Source organism: Collimonas humicola, from assembly GCF_018304945.1.
GTDB lineage: Bacteria > Pseudomonadota > Gammaproteobacteria > Burkholderiales > Burkholderiaceae_D > Collimonas > Collimonas humicola.
Genome location: NZ_JAGQEE010000001.1, coordinates 1,565,725 through 1,581,312, shown reverse-complemented (window position 1 = coordinate 1,581,312; position 15,588 = coordinate 1,565,725). Strand labels below are relative to the sequence as shown.

General features: G+C 60.7%; 13 protein-coding genes and 1 tRNA gene. 12 read left to right on the top strand and 2 right to left on the bottom strand.

Features of this window, described 5'->3' with window-relative positions; all coding sequences use genetic code 11:
* Positions 1-36: 36 nt before the first annotated feature.
* Positions 37-567, bottom strand: coding sequence for a hypothetical protein (locus tag KHU30_RS07080; RefSeq protein ID WP_211441849.1), 531 nt, complete (start codon positions 565-567; stop codon positions 37-39).
* Positions 564-2,309, bottom strand: coding sequence for a hypothetical protein (locus KHU30_RS07075; protein WP_211441848.1), 1,746 nt, complete (start codon positions 2,307-2,309; stop codon positions 564-566). The genes KHU30_RS07080 and KHU30_RS07075 overlap by 4 nt, the downstream gene beginning before the upstream one ends.
* A gap of 485 nt (positions 2,310-2,794) precedes the next feature.
* On the opposite strand from KHU30_RS07075, the gene KHU30_RS07070 reads away from it, so the two are divergent.
* From KHU30_RS07070 to KHU30_RS07015, 12 genes are all read left to right on the top strand, one after another.
* Positions 2,795-3,010 carry a hypothetical protein gene (locus tag KHU30_RS07070; RefSeq protein ID WP_211441847.1) on the top strand — a complete coding sequence of 72 codons (216 nt, stop codon included), beginning with the start codon at positions 2,795-2,797 and terminating at the stop codon, positions 3,008-3,010.
* Positions 3,011-3,231: 221 nt separating this feature from the next.
* On the top strand, positions 3,232-3,684 hold the full coding sequence (locus tag KHU30_RS07065) for a transposase (protein ID WP_211441846.1): 453 nt from the start codon (positions 3,232-3,234) through the stop codon (positions 3,682-3,684).
* 392 nt (positions 3,685-4,076) lie between these two features.
* A complete protein-coding gene (locus tag KHU30_RS07060) occupies positions 4,077-4,691 on the top strand; it encodes a helix-turn-helix domain-containing protein (protein ID WP_211441845.1) in 615 nt (204 codons plus the stop codon).
* Between the two features lie 210 nt (positions 4,692-4,901).
* On the top strand, positions 4,902-6,290 hold the full coding sequence (locus KHU30_RS07055; protein ID WP_211441844.1) for an aminopeptidase P family protein: 1,389 nt from the start codon (positions 4,902-4,904) through the stop codon (positions 6,288-6,290).
* A 122-nt stretch (positions 6,291-6,412) separates the two neighbouring features.
* Positions 6,413-8,023 (top strand): ABC transporter substrate-binding protein, encoded by a 1,611-nt coding sequence (locus tag KHU30_RS07050; RefSeq protein ID WP_329956644.1) that lies wholly within the window; start codon positions 6,413-6,415, stop codon positions 8,021-8,023.
* Positions 8,024-8,123: 100 nt separating this feature from the next.
* Positions 8,124-9,134 carry an ABC transporter permease subunit gene (locus KHU30_RS07045; RefSeq protein ID WP_061939440.1) on the top strand — a complete coding sequence of 337 codons (1,011 nt, stop codon included), beginning with the start codon at positions 8,124-8,126 and terminating at the stop codon, positions 9,132-9,134.
* A complete protein-coding gene (locus KHU30_RS07040; RefSeq protein WP_230427214.1) occupies positions 9,131-10,060 on the top strand; it encodes an ABC transporter permease subunit in 930 nt (309 codons plus the stop codon). Before KHU30_RS07045 ends, KHU30_RS07040 begins: the two co-directional genes overlap by 4 nt.
* A 9-nt stretch (positions 10,061-10,069) precedes the next feature.
* On the top strand, positions 10,070-11,107 hold the full coding sequence (dppD, locus tag KHU30_RS07035; protein WP_211441843.1) for a dipeptide ABC transporter ATP-binding protein: 1,038 nt from the start codon (positions 10,070-10,072) through the stop codon (positions 11,105-11,107).
* Complete coding sequence (locus KHU30_RS07030) at positions 11,104-12,108, top strand: peptide ABC transporter ATP-binding protein (RefSeq protein ID WP_230427213.1); 1,005 nt, start codon at positions 11,104-11,106, stop codon at positions 12,106-12,108. Before dppD ends, KHU30_RS07030 begins: the two co-directional genes overlap by 4 nt.
* Before the next feature lie 11 nt (positions 12,109-12,119).
* Positions 12,120-13,730, top strand: coding sequence for an ABC transporter substrate-binding protein (locus tag KHU30_RS07025; protein WP_211441842.1), 1,611 nt, complete (start codon positions 12,120-12,122; stop codon positions 13,728-13,730).
* A 167-nt stretch (positions 13,731-13,897) separates the two neighbouring features.
* Complete coding sequence (gene serS, locus KHU30_RS07020) at positions 13,898-15,199, top strand: serine--tRNA ligase (RefSeq protein ID WP_211441841.1); 1,302 nt, start codon at positions 13,898-13,900, stop codon at positions 15,197-15,199.
* 148 nt (positions 15,200-15,347) lie between these two features.
* Positions 15,348-15,437, top strand: a tRNA-Ser gene (locus KHU30_RS07015).
* Positions 15,438-15,588: the final 151 nt, after the last annotated feature.

Genomic DNA, 15,588 nt, shown 5'->3' with positions numbered 1-15,588 from the left:
AACCCAATTCACTCTCGATTCGGCTGTTACAGTTCACTAGCGCACCTTTTCCTGCGCCGGCATTACCGTCAGGTTCTCACCCTGCGGCGTGCGCAGCGCCTTGCCTGCCATCTTGCGGACCGCCCTGGCGTTGCCGACAGTGACCGGCAGCGACACCGCCTTGGTGCGGTCGCCCAGCGTGACGAACACATTCAGCTCATACACGCCGTCGGCCGCGGCACGGACGTTGGGCGTATCGGTGGCCACGCCATCCTGGTTGCTGACCAGGTTGGCGCTGCCCAGCGTGACCACGGACAAGCCGGCATTGCCGCGGTATTCCACATGCAGCGGGGTATTCGGCTGGTCGGTAGTGAATTGCAGCAGGATCGGCAGGGTGGCGTTCTTGCTGGTTGCGCTGCCGGACGCCAATTCGACGGTGACCGGCGCGCTGACTTTTTCGCCATGGCGGGCGCCTGCCGGTTTTTGCGCGATCTCCGGCAGGGGCTTGGCGATGCCATGCTGCATGCCGCAAGCCAGCGCAGTGAGCACAGTCAGCGCCAGCAGGCTGTTTTTCATGAGGACGGTCATTGCATTTCTCCGGTTTTGACCTGCGCAAGCAGGATCTTGAAGCAGCCGCTATTGGCGACGGCGTTGATGGTGGCGACATAGTCATCCTGCGCCGGCAGGTCATAGTCGACATTGTAGGCGCCGCCGAGATTCGGATCTTTCACCATATTGCCCGCGATCGGCTGGCCTTTGCTGTACAGCTGGAAGAAAGGATACAGCCCGCCGTCGGCGCTGATGCGCACCGTGTGCTTGCCTTTCTGCGGCAGGCTGAAGCGCAGGTAGCGATAAACGCCCAGCTTGTTGTTCTTGCCGTAGGCGCTGGTGGTGCATACCGTCGCATCCTTGCCGATAGTGCCGGTCTTTGATTTGACGCCGGCTTCCAGCGCGGTATACACCGGCAGCACGAACCCCTTGTTGGCAGCGGTCACGGCCGGCGGCAGATCGGCTTGCCTGAGGCCGAACATGTCGAGCCGGTCCTTGTTGACGGTGTTGATTTCCGCCAGCAGATTGTCGAGCGTGGCCTGGCCGGCGGCATTGACGTTGCCGCGCAGCGCGGTGGCGAAGGAAAACAGGCTGGTGAAGGCGGGCGATTTCTTTTGCGCCGCCATGGCCTGGTAGATCGGCAGGAAGCCGATATCGGGCGACTGGTGCAGGCGGTACAGCACGGACTGCACCGCGACTTCGCCGAACCAGGCTTTGGCTACTTCGTCCGGGATCTCATCGACCTTGAACACCACGCCGACATTGGCTTGCGCTGGGCCCTGGGTGTCGACATACATCGGATCGCTGCGCGCCATGCTGGAAAACGCATTGCCCCAGCCCTCGCTGAACGCCAGCCGCATGTCGAGCAGGTTGGCGCTGCTGTGCGGGCCGCCGGTGCTGTCGTCGCGTGAGAAGCTGGCCTGGAAATAGTGCCCCCACTCGTGCGCAATGACGCCGGCATCGTACTCGTCGGTGTCGACATCTTCGTGGCCGAGGATATGCAGCCCGCGCAGGGTCTTGTCGCCGACGCCGTTGAAGTAGGTGCCGTCATCGCTGCCCGGACTCCAGAATACATTCAAAGGCGGGAAGCTCAGGTTCTTGTCGGCTTCCAGCACCTTGTGGCTGGCGCTGTAGACCGTATCGAGAATGGCGAACGGACCGGCGCTGCGCGGATTGGCGTAGCTTCCAGTCACCGCATCCCAGCCGGAGGCCGCATTGAGGTCGTGGATGCTGGCTTTCCTGCCGCTGTTGAAGCTGGCCCCATCCATTGCAAACAAGGCGGCGCCGTCGACCGTGACGCCGTAGCCGTCCGATGAGCTGTCGCGCACCGCGAAGTTCCAGCTCGGCCCGGCGACCTTGCCGGCAGTGCGCAGCATCTGCGCCTTGGCGCGTACGTGGACCGCGGTGTCGAGCGGGGCCTGGAAGCTGTAGTTGCCATGCGCATCGGTTTCGGTCGACAGCAATACCTTGCTGCTTTTGTCGTTGATCAATTCGACCACCACATTGCGCGCCGGCTTTTGCACGGTCTTGGCATAGTCAAGCTTGGCCAGCCATTGGCCCTGGCCGTCCTTGCTGGCCACCGCCGGCACGAAATCGTAAGTGATCTTGCCGGATACGGTGGCGGCCGCAGGCGGATTTTTCACCGCTGCCATGCTTTGATTCTGCGCACTCTCCGAACTGGCGGCCGGCGCCGAACTGCTGCCGTCGCCGCAGCCTGCAAGCAGCAGCGCGGCCAAGGTCATCATCGCCAGCTTGCCTTGCGCTTGATTGGTGTCGCTCATCTCTGTCCCCGAATATGAAAAGAAGCATTCATTTCGGCTGCCGGCTCGGCGCCGGCAAGCAAGGCATACCGCCTCGAATCCGCCCATTCTCTGTAACCGCCCATATGCAAAACTCCCGATTTATAGTTTAGAAGCGAGCACTCGGCCGTCGATTGCAAAACCTTTCATAGTGGTTTTATCAACAGTCCTTATCTAGGTTGCCCCGCGAAAATATAAAAGAGGCCAAACGGGATAAATGTTTTTTTGCTTTGGGGGCGACCATCGTTGATCGATGCCGGCGTCATGGCGCCATTTTCTGTCGCAGGCAGTTACAAATAATCGGGCCGAGACATGGCCCTTTTTCCTTTCTGGACGGGCATTCCTTGTGAAAGCGGACATCAGCGTCGACAGCATCGGCGCCGATACGCTTTGCAAGCGAATGGCCAGGCGCGCGCCGGGTGCTGCATTTTTTTTGATTTTTTTGAATTAATAGAAAGGAATCGAGCGTGACCGCTTATGCAGATAGATCGGACCGGCTTTCGTTGCTGACCCAGGCCGCTGCCGAGGCGACCGGCAGGCGTTTTTGCTCGCATCATCAGGGCCAGGTAGCGGCCGGCGAGGGCGATTTCGTCATGCGCAATAAAGTCCGGCGCTGGGTTTGTTTCCGTTGCCAGAACAATATCCAAAGCCAGAATGCGGCTTTGCTGAAGCGGCGCGCGTGATTGCCGCTGCGGCATCCGGTGCGGCTGTTACAAATTATTTTGGGCCGGAATGGCCCTTTTTTGCGTCCTTGCGGGGCAAGCAAGGTAGGGGAGTTAGAAGTCCTAATATCGCGACCGAAAAGAAGTGAGCAGCCATGTCGAGCATCTACGGAATCAATCGGGATCATGCCGGGAGTGCGGTTTTCTCGGGAAAAAAGCAAAATACCGCTACTGCATCGTATATGAAGTTGAAAGACGAGCAATGGGAGAAGCTGGAGCCCATGCTGCGCGGAAGAGAGGGGGATGCCGGCGCCAGGGGCCGCGACAACCGCCTGTTCATCGACGCCGTCTTGTGGATTTCAGGCAGCCGCCGCCTGTGGCGCGATCTGCCGCTGCGGTTTGGCAAATGGAACACCGCCTACATGCGCTTCATGCGCTGGAACCAGGACAATCTCTGGCGCCGCCTCGCCGAAAACATCAAGGACGATCCCAAGCTGCGTGCGGCGTTTGACAACATCGTCGACTATGGCGATGAATGGAGCCTGCGCATCAGGCAGCGCGCTTCCAGGCGCGTCAGCCGCGAGGCTTACGATGCGGCCGTCAAGCACGCCACGACCGAAGCGGCGCTGCCCGCGGACGACGACTCGACCTTGCACTGGCTCAGCCTGGTGAACGAGAAACTGTCGCCAGAATAAGCCTGGGCGCTGCCGCCATGAGGCGACAGCGCCGGGTTTGCCGGGCAGGCAGCGGACCACCGCCCGCCTACGATCATCTTCCAGACTGTGCAATGACATCAACGCGCCCCGTCATGGGGCTGCGCACCACGCGTATTGCCAGCGCGCTCATCCGCTCAAGCTATCATTCCCCCGCAGTTCTAAGGTAATCTAAAAAAGATCCTTGACTCCAGTTTTAGTCTGACTATAATTTCCGACGCCTGACCGAGGATGCAACAGCTGTAATCGTTATCGTAGTTGCCATCGCAGTTGCTATATTAATTATTAAAAAATTACTGTCGGATCAGCACGGCGCAGATTGTGCTTTCCGATTTGAATGTAATAAACATCAGGTACAGGCCGGAGACAATTGAATGGAAATACCAGAGCTGGGGATCTCTATCCGCACGCGGCGTCATGCCATCAACAAGACGCTGGTGGAACTCGCCACCGAAACCGGCCTGACCGCCGGCTTTATTTCACAGCTGGAGCGCAATCTCACCAGTCCCTCGATCACCTCGCTGGTGGTGATCGCCAAGGCGCTGGGCGTGTCGATCGGCGATCTGATCCAGCAACCCGCGCAACTGCAGCCCGACACCTATCGCGGCCAGCGCCAGCCGTACTCCGTGGCCAGCGGCCGCGTCAAATACGAAAGGCTGTCGACGGTGTTCCCCGGCAGCCAGGTGCATTCCGTGAAATTCACCATGCCGGCCGGCTACAAGTCAGAAATGGTTTCGCACGAAGGCGATGAAATGATCTATGTGCTCAGCGGCCGGGTCGGCTACACGGTGGGCAAAGACAGCTACGTGCTGAATGTCGGCGACAGCCTGCACTTCGACGCTAACATCCCTCACAGCATCGAATCGCTGCCGCATGACAGCCAGGTGGCCGAAGTGATCTGGGTCGGCACCGTATCCCTGTTCGACGGGCCGCAGCAGCCTGAACCCGCGGTGCAGAAGCATCTGTTGCGCGGCACCGAATTCTTTTGAGGCTTTACCTGTAAGGCGATTCTGGCCGTTTTATGGCATGGTTTTTGCACTTGCAAGACGGGTGTTGCCGCAGGCGTCCAGCGCCTGCGGCGGCGTAATATTTATAGTCAGTGTGCGGTTGTGATGGAGTGGCGATGGAACAGATGATGTATCGGGAATGGAAACAAGCAATAACCGGCCGCGATTGCCGCGGCGGCCTGCGGGGTGCGCATGTTTGAGCCGACGGTCTACGCGCAGCGGCGCCGCCGGCTGAAGCAGCAGTTTTCCTCCGGCTTGCTGCTGTTGCCGGGGAATGCCGATGTCTCCATGAACTATCCGCACAATCATTACTGGTTTCGCCAGGATTCTTCGTTTTCCTATTTCTTCGGCCTCGACCAGCCCGAGCTGGCCGGCCTGATCGACATCGACGCCGATGCCGACATCCTGTTCGGCGACGACGCCGGCCTGAGCGAAGCAATCTGGGCAGGACCGCAGGATCCCTTGGCACAGCGCGCCTGCAGCGCAGGCATCGAGCGCGTGCAGCCGGCCGGCGAGCTGGCGGCAACGCTGGCGCAGGCGCGCCGCCAGGGCCGCACGATTCACTACCTGCCGCCGTATCGCGGCGAAACCGTCCTGCAGCTGGCCGGCTTGCTGGAATGTACGCCGGCGCAATGCCAGGCCGGCGCTTCCGAGAGTTTGATGACGGCGGTGATTGCGCTGCGTGAAATCAAGAGCGACGCCGAAATCCAGGAAATCGAAAATGCCCTCAGCGTCACGCGCGACATGCACCTCGCCGCCATGCAGCTGGCCAAGGCCGATACCTTTGAATATCAAGTGGTGGCGGCGATGGAAGGCATCATGCGCAGCCACGACCTGCAAGGCGCCTATCCGGTGATTTTTTCCCGCAGCGGCGAGATCCTGCACAACCGCGACCATCGCAACCGCTTGCGCAGCGGCGACCTGGTGGTCAACGACGCCGGCGCTTCCAGCACCCTCGGCTATGCCAGCGACATTACCCGCACCTTCCCGGTCGGCGGCCGCTTCAGCGAGCGCCAGCGCAGCCTGTATGAAATCGTGCTGGCGGCCCAGCAACTCGCCATCGGCATGATGCGGCCAGGCGTTTCTTATCTCGAAGTACACAAGCTGGCCGCGCGCCATATGGTGGCAGCGATGTCCGAGCTTGGCTTCTTCCACGGCACGGCGGAAGAGGTGGTCGAATCGGGCGCTTACGCGATCTGCTTCCCGCACGGCCTAGGGCACCAGATGGGACTGGACGTGCACGATATGGAAGGCCTGGGCGAAACCCGGGTCGGCTACGACGCCAGCGTCAGCCGCAGCGAACTGTTCGGCTTGCGCAACCTGCGCCTGGCCAAGCCTTTGCAGGCCGGCATGGTGGTGACGGTCGAGCCGGGCATTTATTTCATCCCGGTGCTGATTCAGCGCTGGCGGGACGAGGCGCGCCACAGTAACCTGATCAATTACGAGAAGTTTGCCGAATACCTGGACTTCGGCGGCATCCGCATCGAAGACGACGTGCTGGTGACCAGCTCCGGCGCACGCGTGCTGGGGCCGGCGATTCCCAAGACCTGCGCCGAGATCGAAGCCTTGATGGCGGCCTGAGCGGGCAATATGCCATTGCAGCAGCGGCATCTGGACGCAATACGGATACAAGCTTGTGCACCCGACGTGAATTGATGTTAAATGAATCAGTTTCACCATAACCTAACGAAAGAAAGAGACCTATGATGAAAAGAAAATTGATTGCCAAGGCCGCGCTGCTCGCCGTCATGTGCGCCACCGCCGGCTATGCGACTGCCGCCAAGACCCTGGTGTTCTGCTCGGAAGGCAGCCCGGAAGGCTTTAATCCGCAGTTGTACACCACCGGCACTACCTTCGATGCGTCATCGGTGCCGATGTACAACCGCCTGGTCGAATTCGAACTGGGCACCACCAAGCCGATTCCCGGCCTGGCGGAATCCTGGACCGTCTCCGACGACGGCCTGACCTATACCTTCAAGCTGCGCAAGGGCGTCAAGTTCCACAGCAGCGCCAAGTTCAAGCCGACCCGCGATTTTAACGCCGACGACGTGCTGTTCTCGTTCAACCGCATGGGCGACGCCAGCCATCCTTACCACAAGCTGGCCGCCGGCCAGAGCTTCGGCTACTACCTGGACATGGGCATGGACAAGATCATCGACAAGGTTGAGAAGGTCGACGACAGCACCGTGGTGTTCAAGCTGAAGCATCCGGAAGCGCCATTCATCGCCGACCTGGGCATGGACTTCGCCTCCATCCTGTCGGCCGAGTATGCCGACAACATGAAGAAGGCCGGCACGCCGGAAGTGATCGACCGCGAGCCGGTCGGCACCGGACCTTTCCAGTTCGTCTCCTATCAAAAAGATGCAGTGATCCGCTACAAGGCTTTCGATGCTTTCTGGGGCGGCCGTCCGAAACTGGACAGCCTGATCTATGCGATCACGCCGGATGCCTCGGTGCGCTACGCCAAGCTCAAGGCCAACGAGTGCCAGGTGATGGCGTACCCGAAACCGGCTGACATCGAATTGATGAAAGCCGATCCAACCATCACCATGATGACCAAGCCGGGCTTGAACATCGGCTACATCTCCTTCAATGTCGAGAAAAAACCGTTCGACAACAAGCTGGTGCGCCAGGCGCTCAACATGGCTGTCGACAAGCAAACCATCCTCAAGACCGTTTACCAGGGCGCAGGCCTCTCGGCCAAGAACCCGATTCCGCCGACGCTGTGGGGCTTTAACGACAAGATCAAGGATTACGTCTACGATCCGGCCAAGGCCAAGGAATTGCTGGCCAAGGCCGGCTATCCGAACGGCGTCGAGGTCGAGATGTGGTACCTGCCGGTGACCCGTCCCTACAATCCGGACGGCAAGCGCATGGCCGAGCTGATCCAGGCCGACTGGGCCAAGATCGGCGTCAAGACCAAGCTGACAACCTATGAGTGGACCGAGTACCTGAAACGCAGCAAGCAGGGCGACCAGCACTCGATGATGTTCGGCTGGTCCGGCGACAACGGCGATCCTGACAACTTCTTCGCGCCGCTGCTGGGCTGCGAGGGCGTCAAGGGCGGCGGCAATACCGCGCGCTGGTGCAACAAGGATTACGAAGCATTGATCCAGAAAGCCAAGCTGACGCCGAAGCAGGATGAGCGCGCCAAGCTGTATGAGCAGGCGCAGGTGATCCTGCATGAAGAGGCGCCATGGATCGACCTGGCCCATTCGGTGCGTTTCACGCCGATCCGCAAGGAAGTGTTGAATTTCAAGATGGCGGTGTTCGCTCACCATCAATTCGAGAAGGTTGATCTGGCCGCCAAGTAAGGTCGCAACGGGGCAGGGCGGGCCGGCGCAGCAATAACGCGCGGGTCGGTTCTGCCCCGTCTTTGTAGTGCTCGCAATTTTTATCACGATAGGTATTCCCATGTTTGGATTCCTCCTGCGCCGTGTCGGCCTGGTCATTCCGACCTTTCTCGGCATCACGCTGCTGGTGTTTTTATTGATACATCTGATCCCCGGCAACGCCGTCGAAGCCATGACCGGCGAACGCGGCATGGACCCGGCCCGCTATGCGCAAATGGCGCACGACCTGGGGCTGGACCAGCCGATCTACATGCAGTATTTCAATTATCTGGGGAATCTGTTCAAGGGCGACCTCGGCATGTCGATCATGACCCATACCTCGGTCCTGAGCGAATTCAAGACCCTGTTCCCGGCGACGCTGGAACTGTCCTTTTGCGCCATCCTGTTTGCGTTGATCATCGGCCTGCCTGCCGGCATGCTGGCAGCACTCAAGCGTAATACTGTGCTGGACTATTCGGTGATGGGCGCCTCTCTCACCGGTTATTCGATGCCGGTGTTCTGGTGGGCGCTGCTGCTGATCCTGCTGTTCTCTGTGACGCTGGGCTGGACGCCGGTCTCCGGCCGCATCGATATCCTGTTCGACGTGCCGCCGGTCACCGGCTTCATGCTGATCGACAGCCTGCTGTCGGACGATAGCGGCGCCTTCAAGTCGGCGCTCTCGCATTTGATCCTGCCGACGATTGCGCTGGGCACCATCCCGCTGGCCGTGATTGCGCGCATGACGCGTTCCGCCATGCTGGAAGTCTTGCGCGAAGATTATGTGCGCACCGCGCGCGCCAAAGGCCTGTCGCCATGGCGCGTGGTCGGCGTACATGCCTTGCGCAATGCACTGATTCCGGTAGTGACTGTGGTCGGCCTGCAGGTCGGCACCTTGCTGGCCGGGGCGATCCTGACTGAAACCATCTTTTCCTGGCCGGGCATCGGCAAGTGGCTGGTGGCAGCGATCCAGCGCCGCGATTATCCGGTGGTGCAGGGCGGCATCCTGCTGTCGGCGATCACCATCATCCTCGTCAACCTGGCCGTCGACCTGCTGTACGGCGTAATCAATCCACGCATTCGCCACCGCTCATGAACCATACCGACACAACGCAGGCGCCAGCGCCGCAAGCCATTTCCGTTCCCAAGGCGGCCAGCGCGCCGCCGCATCCGCTGCGCGAATTCTGGGGCTATTTCAGCCAGAACCGCGGCGCCGTCATCGGCCTGGCGATCATCGTCGCCATGGTCCTGATGGCGCTGTTCGCCGATATCATCGCGCCGCATTCGCCGATCGAGCAGTTCCGCCAGTCGACCTTGGTGCCGCCGGTGTGGCAGGCGGGCGGCAGCAGCCAGTTCCTGCTCGGCACCGACCCGGTCGGCCGCGACATGCTGTCGCGCCTGATCCATGGCGTGCGCCTGTCGCTGCTGATCGGCCTGGTCTCGATCTCGCTGTCGCTCACCACCGGCGTGCTGCTCGGCCTGCTGGCGGGCTATTTCCGCGGCATGGTTGAAATCGCCATCATGCGCCTGATGGACATCATGCTGGCCTTGCCCAGCCTGCTGCTGGCGATCGCGGTGGTCGCCATCCTCGGCCCGGGCCTGATGAACGCCATGTACGCCATCGCGGTGGTGATGCTGCCGCACTATGCGCGGCAGACGCGGGCAGCGGTGATCGGCGAGATGTCGCGCGACTATGTCAGCGCCTCGCGCATCGCCGGCGCCGGCACCTTGCGCATCATGTTCAACTGCGTGTTGCCGAACTGCCTGGCGCCCTTGATCGTGCAGGCCACGCTCGGTTTCTCCTCCGCCATCCTGGACGCCGCGGCGCTCGGCTTCCTCGGCATGGGTGCGCAGCCGCCGACGCCGGAATGGGGCTCGATGCTGGCCAGCGCCATGGAATTCATCCAGAGCGCGTGGTGGGTAGTTGCCTTCCCCGGCCTGGCGATCCTGATCTCGGTGCTGGCGTTCAATTTGATGGGTGACGGCCTGCGCGACGCGCTGGATCCGAAGCTGAAACGATAAGGCAGGACTATGGCATTGCTAGACATTAAACAGCTGCGGGTCGAATTCGGCTCGACGGCAGCGCCGTTCACCGCGGTGGACGGCCTCGACCTCAGCATCGAAGCCGGCGAAGTGGTCGGCATCGTCGGCGAATCCGGCTCCGGCAAGAGCGTTACTTCGCTGGCCTTGATGGGCTTGATCGATTATCCGGGCCGGGTCAAGGGCGAGCGCATGGCCTTCGATGGCCGCGACCTGCTGACCATGCCGGAGAAGCAAAGGCGCGGCCTGCTGGGCAAGGATATCGCGATGATCTTCCAGGATCCGATGACCAGCCTCAATCCGTCCTTCACCGTGGCGTACCAGCTGATGGAAACCCTGCGTGTGCACCAGGGCGGCTCGAAGAAGGAATTGCGCGCCAAGGCGCTGGCCTTGCTCAAGCAGGTCGATATTCCCGATCCGGAACGCCGGCTGGATGCCTACCCGCACCAGCTGTCGGGCGGCATGAGCCAGCGCGTGATGGTCGCAATTGCGATCGCCTGCAATCCACGCCTGCTGATCGCCGATGAACCGACCACGGCGCTGGATGTCACGGTGCAGGCGCAGATGCTGGAATTGCTGCTGCAACTGCAGCGCGACCGCGGCATGGCGCTGATGCTGATCACCCACGACCTGAGCGTGGTGGCGCAGACCGCGCAGCGGGTGGTGGTGATGTACGCCGGGCAGGTAGTGGAAACCGGCCGCGTGCCGGATATTTTCAACGCTCCCAAGCATCCGTATACCCAGGCCTTGCTGGCGGCCCTGCCCGAACACAATATCGGCCGTGCCCGCCTGCAGACCATTCCCGGCGTGGTGCCGGGCCAGTACGACAGGCCGGCCGGATGTCTGCTCAGCCCGCGCTGTGCTTATGCGCAAGACCGCTGCCGCGACGAGCGTCCGCAATTGCTGGGCGCGCCGCAGGAGCAGGTACGTTGCCATTTCCCGTTGGATCACGCTGGCCATCCGAGCAACGGCTGGTCCGAGATTTCCCGCAAAACGCCTGAAGCTTTGCTGAGCAGTGGGGCTGCATGATGATGAATTCCAATATGAACGAAATCGCCAGTCCCGTAGTCCTGCTGGAAGCAAAAAACCTGATCAAGCACTACAGCGTATCGCAGGGTTTGTTCAAGCCGAAAGCCACGGCGCGCGCGCTGGACGGCGTGTCGTTCGCGCTGCAGCCGGGTAGGACGCTGGCGGTGGTGGGCGAGTCCGGCTGCGGCAAGTCGACCCTGGCGCGCCAGATCACCATGATCGAGCCGCCTACCGGGGGCGAGCTGTGGATGGATGGCGCCAATATCGCCGACGCCGACCACGCTACCCTGAAACGGGTGCGGCCGCTGGTGCAGATGGTGTTCCAGAATCCCTACGCCAGCTTGAACCCTCGCAAAAAGGTCGGCCAGATGCTGGAAGAGCCGCTGATCATCAACACCGGATTGAACAATGCCGAGCGCGCCGAAAAAGCGCGCGCCATGATGGCCAAGGTCGGCTTGCGGCCGGAGCATTATGGCCGCTATCCGCACATGTTTTCCGGCGGCCAGCGCCAGCGGGTAGCGATTGCGCGCGCGCTGATGCTGGATCCCAAGGTGATCGTGGCCGACGAACCGGTATCGGCGCTGGACGTTTCGATCCAGGCGCAGGTGCTGAATCTGCTGATGGATCTGCAGCAAGCCAGCGGCGTCGCTTATCTGTTCATCTCGCATAATTTATCGGTGGTGGAGCACATCGCCGACGACGTGCTGGTGATGTATCTCGGCAAGACCGTCGAGCATGGAAGCAAGCAGCAAGTGTTCAGCCGTCCGCTGCACCCCTATACCAAGGCGCTGCTGGCCAGCACGCCGCGCATCGATCCGGCGCAACGCCAGCAAAAGATGATGCTGCCGGGAGAACTGCCGTCGCCGCTGGCGCCGCCGCCCGGCTGCAGTTTCAATAACCGCTGCCCGTATGCGGTTGAACGCTGCCGCCAGGAAGTGCCGCTGCTGCGCGAGTTCGGTGGCAGCATGGTGGCCTGCCATCGGGTGGAAGAGATCCATTGAGAAGGAATTGCATGAGCAAGAAGCTGAAACTGACCGTCGCAATCAGCATGGCGGTGCTGCTGGGCGCCGCCACCAATGTGGCGCTGGCGGCAAAGACCCTGGTGTTTTGTTCTGAAGGCAGCCCGGAAGGCTTCAATCCGCAGCTGTTCACCACCGGCACTACCTTCGATGCCTCCTCGGTGCCGATGTACAACCGCCTGGTCGCTTTTGAGCTGGGCACCACCAAGATCATTCCGGCCCTGGCGGAATCCTGGACCGTGTCGGACGACGGCCTGACTTACACCTTCAAGCTGCGCAAGGGCGTCAAATTCCACAGCAGCGCCAAGTTCAAGCCTACCCGCGATTTCAACGCCGACGACGTCCTGTTTTCCTTCAACCGCATGGCGGACGTCAGCCATCCCTTCCACAAATTATCGACCGGCGCCAGCTTCAGCTACTTCCTTGACATGGGCATGGACAAGATCGTCGACAAGGTCAGCAAGGCCGATGATTACACCGTGGTGTTCAAGCTGAAGCACCCGGAAGCGCCGTTCATCGCCAACCTGGGCATGGACTTCGCCTCGATCCTGTCTGCCGAATACGCCGACAAGATGAAGGCCGCGGGGACGCCCGACGTGATCGACCGCGAGCCGATCGGCACCGGCCCGTTCCAGCTGGTCTCCTATCAAAAGGACGCCGTGATCCGCTACAAGGCTTTCGACGCCTATTGGGATGGCCGGCCTAAGCTGGACAGCCTGATTTTCGCGATCACGCCGGATGCCTCGGTGCGCTACGCCAAGCTCAAGGCCAATGAGTGCCAGGTGATGGCGTTTCCCAAGCCAGCCGACATCGAGTTGATGAAAACCGATCCGGCGATCACCCTGCTGACCAAGGAAGGCTTGAACGTCGGCTACATCTCGTTCAACGTCGAGAAAAAACCTTTCGACAACAAGCTGGTGCGCCAGGCGCTCAACATGGCGGTCGACAAGCAAACCATCCTCAAGACCGTGTATCAGGGCGCCGGCCAGATCGCCAAGAACGCGATTCCGCCGACGCTCTGGTCCTACGACAACAAGATCCAGGACTACGCCTACGATCCGGTCAAGGCCAAGGCCCTGCTGGCCAAGGCCGGCTATCCCAACGGCGTCGAAGTCGAACTGTCTTACCTGCCGGTGACCCGTCCGTACAATCCGGACGGCAAGCGCATGGCCGAGCTGATCCAGGCCGACTGGGCCAAGATCGGCGTCAAAGCCAGGCTCAACACCTACGAATGGACCGAATACCTGAAGCGCAGCAAGCAGGGCGCACAGCAGGCGATGATGTTCGGCTGGTCGGGCGACAACGGCGATCCGGACAATTTCTTCGCCACCTTGCTCGGCTGCGAATCGGTGCGCAGCGGCGGCAATACCGCGCGCTGGTGCAGCAAGGATTTCGAAGCCCTGATCCAGAAAGCCAAGCTCAACACCAGCCAGGCCGAGCGCAGTAAGCTGTACGAGCAGGCGCAGGTGATCGCGCATGAAGAAGCGCCATGGATCCCGCTGGCGCACTCGCTGACGCATACGCCGATCCGCAAGCAGGTGATCGGCTTCAAGATGTCGGCGTTCGCCTTGCACGACTTCAGCAAGGTCGATCTGGGCAAGTAATCCAGCAAATAAGCGGGCAGGGCGTTAGACCTGGCGCCATGCCCGGCCCAGCGCCGCTTGGTTTGTTATTGCGTTTTTAATAATTTCATTCACTTAGATTGGCTGGCCGAGCACTGGCCGGGCTTGGTACAATGGCGGCTTATTCTTTCGTCCATTTACCTACGTCCATGATCGACATCCAACTTCTTCGCAAAGACATCGCCAGCGCCGCCGACCGCCTCGCCACGCGCAAATACAAGCTCGACGTCGCCAGCTTCAATGCCCTGGAAGCCGAGCGCAAGCAAATCCAGACCCGCACCGAAGAATTGCAGAGCCAGCGCAACTCGCTGTCCAAGCAGATCGGCATGCTGAAAGGCAAGGGCGAAGACGCTTCCGCAGTCATGGCAGAAGTGGCTGGCATCGCCGACGAACTGAAGGCATCGGCGACCCGCCTGGACCAGGTGCAGGAACAGGTCAGCACCTTCCTGCTGGCCGTGCCCAACCTGCCGCACGAATCGGTGCCGGTCGGCGCCGATGAAGCCGCCAATGTCGAAGTGCGCAAGATCGGCACGCCGCGCAGCTTCGATTTCGAAGTACGCGACCACGTCGATGTCGGCGCCGCCCTCGGCCTCGATTTCGACGTCGCCGCCAAGCTTACCGGCTCACGCTTTTCCGTGATGAAGGGCGGCATCGCCCGCCTGCACCGTGCTCTGGGCCAGTTCATGCTGGACACCCAGACCGCCGAGCATGGCTACACCGAATGCTATACGCCCTACATCGTCAACGCCGATTCCCTGCGCGGCACCGGCCAGCTGCCGAAGTTTGAAGAAGACCTGTTCGCGGTCAAGAAGGGCGGCCAGGAAGGCGAGCAAGCCGCCGACGCTGCCGCGCTGTACCTGATCCCGACGGCGGAAGTGCCGCTGACCAATATCGTGCGAGATGAAATCCTCGCCGGCGAAACGCTGCCGCTGAAGATGGCCGCCCATTCGCCATGCTTCCGTTCGGAAGCCGGCAGCTATGGCCGCGACACCCGCGGCATGATCCGCCAGCACCAGTTCGACAAGGTCGAAATGGTGCAGATCGTCCATCCGGAGAAATCCTATGAAGCACTGGAAGAAATGGTCGGCCACGCCGAAAACATCCTGAAGAAACTCGGCCTGCCGTACCGCGTGGTGTCCCTGTGCACCGGCGACATGGGCTTCGGCGCCGCCAAGACCTACGACCTGGAAGTCTGGCTGCCGGCGCAGAACACCTATCGTGAAATTTCCTCGATTTCCAATTGCGAAGCCTTCCAGGCACGCCGCATGCAGGCTCGTTTCCGCAATGTCCAGGGCAAGACCGAACTGGTGCACACCCTGAACGGCTCCGGCCTGGCGGTCGGCCGCACCCTGGTAGCGATCCTGGAGAATTTCCAGCAAGCCGACGGCAGCGTGGAAATCCCAGCGGTGCTGCATCCGTACATGGGTGGCATTACCCAGCTGAGCGTATAAGTAATTGATTTGACGGGCTTATTTTTGTACGTGAAAGCGGGCAAACCGGCTGTGACAGGGAGGCAATAAAAAGGCTTCCCAATATCAAAAAAAGCCTGCTATAATCTTGCGCTTTGCTGCATTAAACACAGCAAGTCGACCGAAAACCGGAGAGGTGGCAGAGTGGTCGAATGTACTTGACTCGAAATCAAGCGTACGTTAAATCGTACCGTGGGTTCGAATCCCACCCTCTCCGCCAGTATATGTATCAGAAAGCCCCGCAAAGATCCTTAAAGTCTCTGCGGGGCTTTTGTTTATGCGGATCTCCTGTCCTTTTCCCTCACAAGTCGTTCCGTCCAATTTTTGTATATCTGACAGCTATAGTGGTATTTTATTGTGGTATCAACCAT

Coding starts and splice junctions, on each gene's coding strand:
- KHU30_RS07055 (WP_211441844.1), top strand. CDS start 4,902: ATGTTTGAGCCGACGGTCTACGCGCAGCGGCGCCGCCGGCTGAAGCAG.
- KHU30_RS07060 (WP_211441845.1), top strand. CDS start 4,077: ATGGAAATACCAGAGCTGGGGATCTCTATCCGCACGCGGCGTCATGCC.
- KHU30_RS07040 (WP_230427214.1), top strand. CDS start 9,131: ATGAACCATACCGACACAACGCAGGCGCCAGCGCCGCAAGCCATTTCC.
- KHU30_RS07030 (WP_230427213.1), top strand. CDS start 11,104: ATGATGATGAATTCCAATATGAACGAAATCGCCAGTCCCGTAGTCCTG.
- KHU30_RS07075 (WP_211441848.1), bottom strand. CDS start 2,309: ATGAGCGACACCAATCAAGCGCAAGGCAAGCTGGCGATGATGACCTTG.
- KHU30_RS07050 (WP_329956644.1), top strand. CDS start 6,413: ATGATGAAAAGAAAATTGATTGCCAAGGCCGCGCTGCTCGCCGTCATG.
- KHU30_RS07045 (WP_061939440.1), top strand. CDS start 8,124: ATGTTTGGATTCCTCCTGCGCCGTGTCGGCCTGGTCATTCCGACCTTT.
- KHU30_RS07065 (WP_211441846.1), top strand. CDS start 3,232: ATGAAGTTGAAAGACGAGCAATGGGAGAAGCTGGAGCCCATGCTGCGC.
- KHU30_RS07025 (WP_211441842.1), top strand. CDS start 12,120: ATGAGCAAGAAGCTGAAACTGACCGTCGCAATCAGCATGGCGGTGCTG.
- serS (WP_211441841.1), top strand. CDS start 13,898: ATGATCGACATCCAACTTCTTCGCAAAGACATCGCCAGCGCCGCCGAC.
- KHU30_RS07080 (WP_211441849.1), bottom strand. CDS start 567: ATGACCGTCCTCATGAAAAACAGCCTGCTGGCGCTGACTGTGCTCACT.
- dppD (WP_211441843.1), top strand. CDS start 10,070: ATGGCATTGCTAGACATTAAACAGCTGCGGGTCGAATTCGGCTCGACG.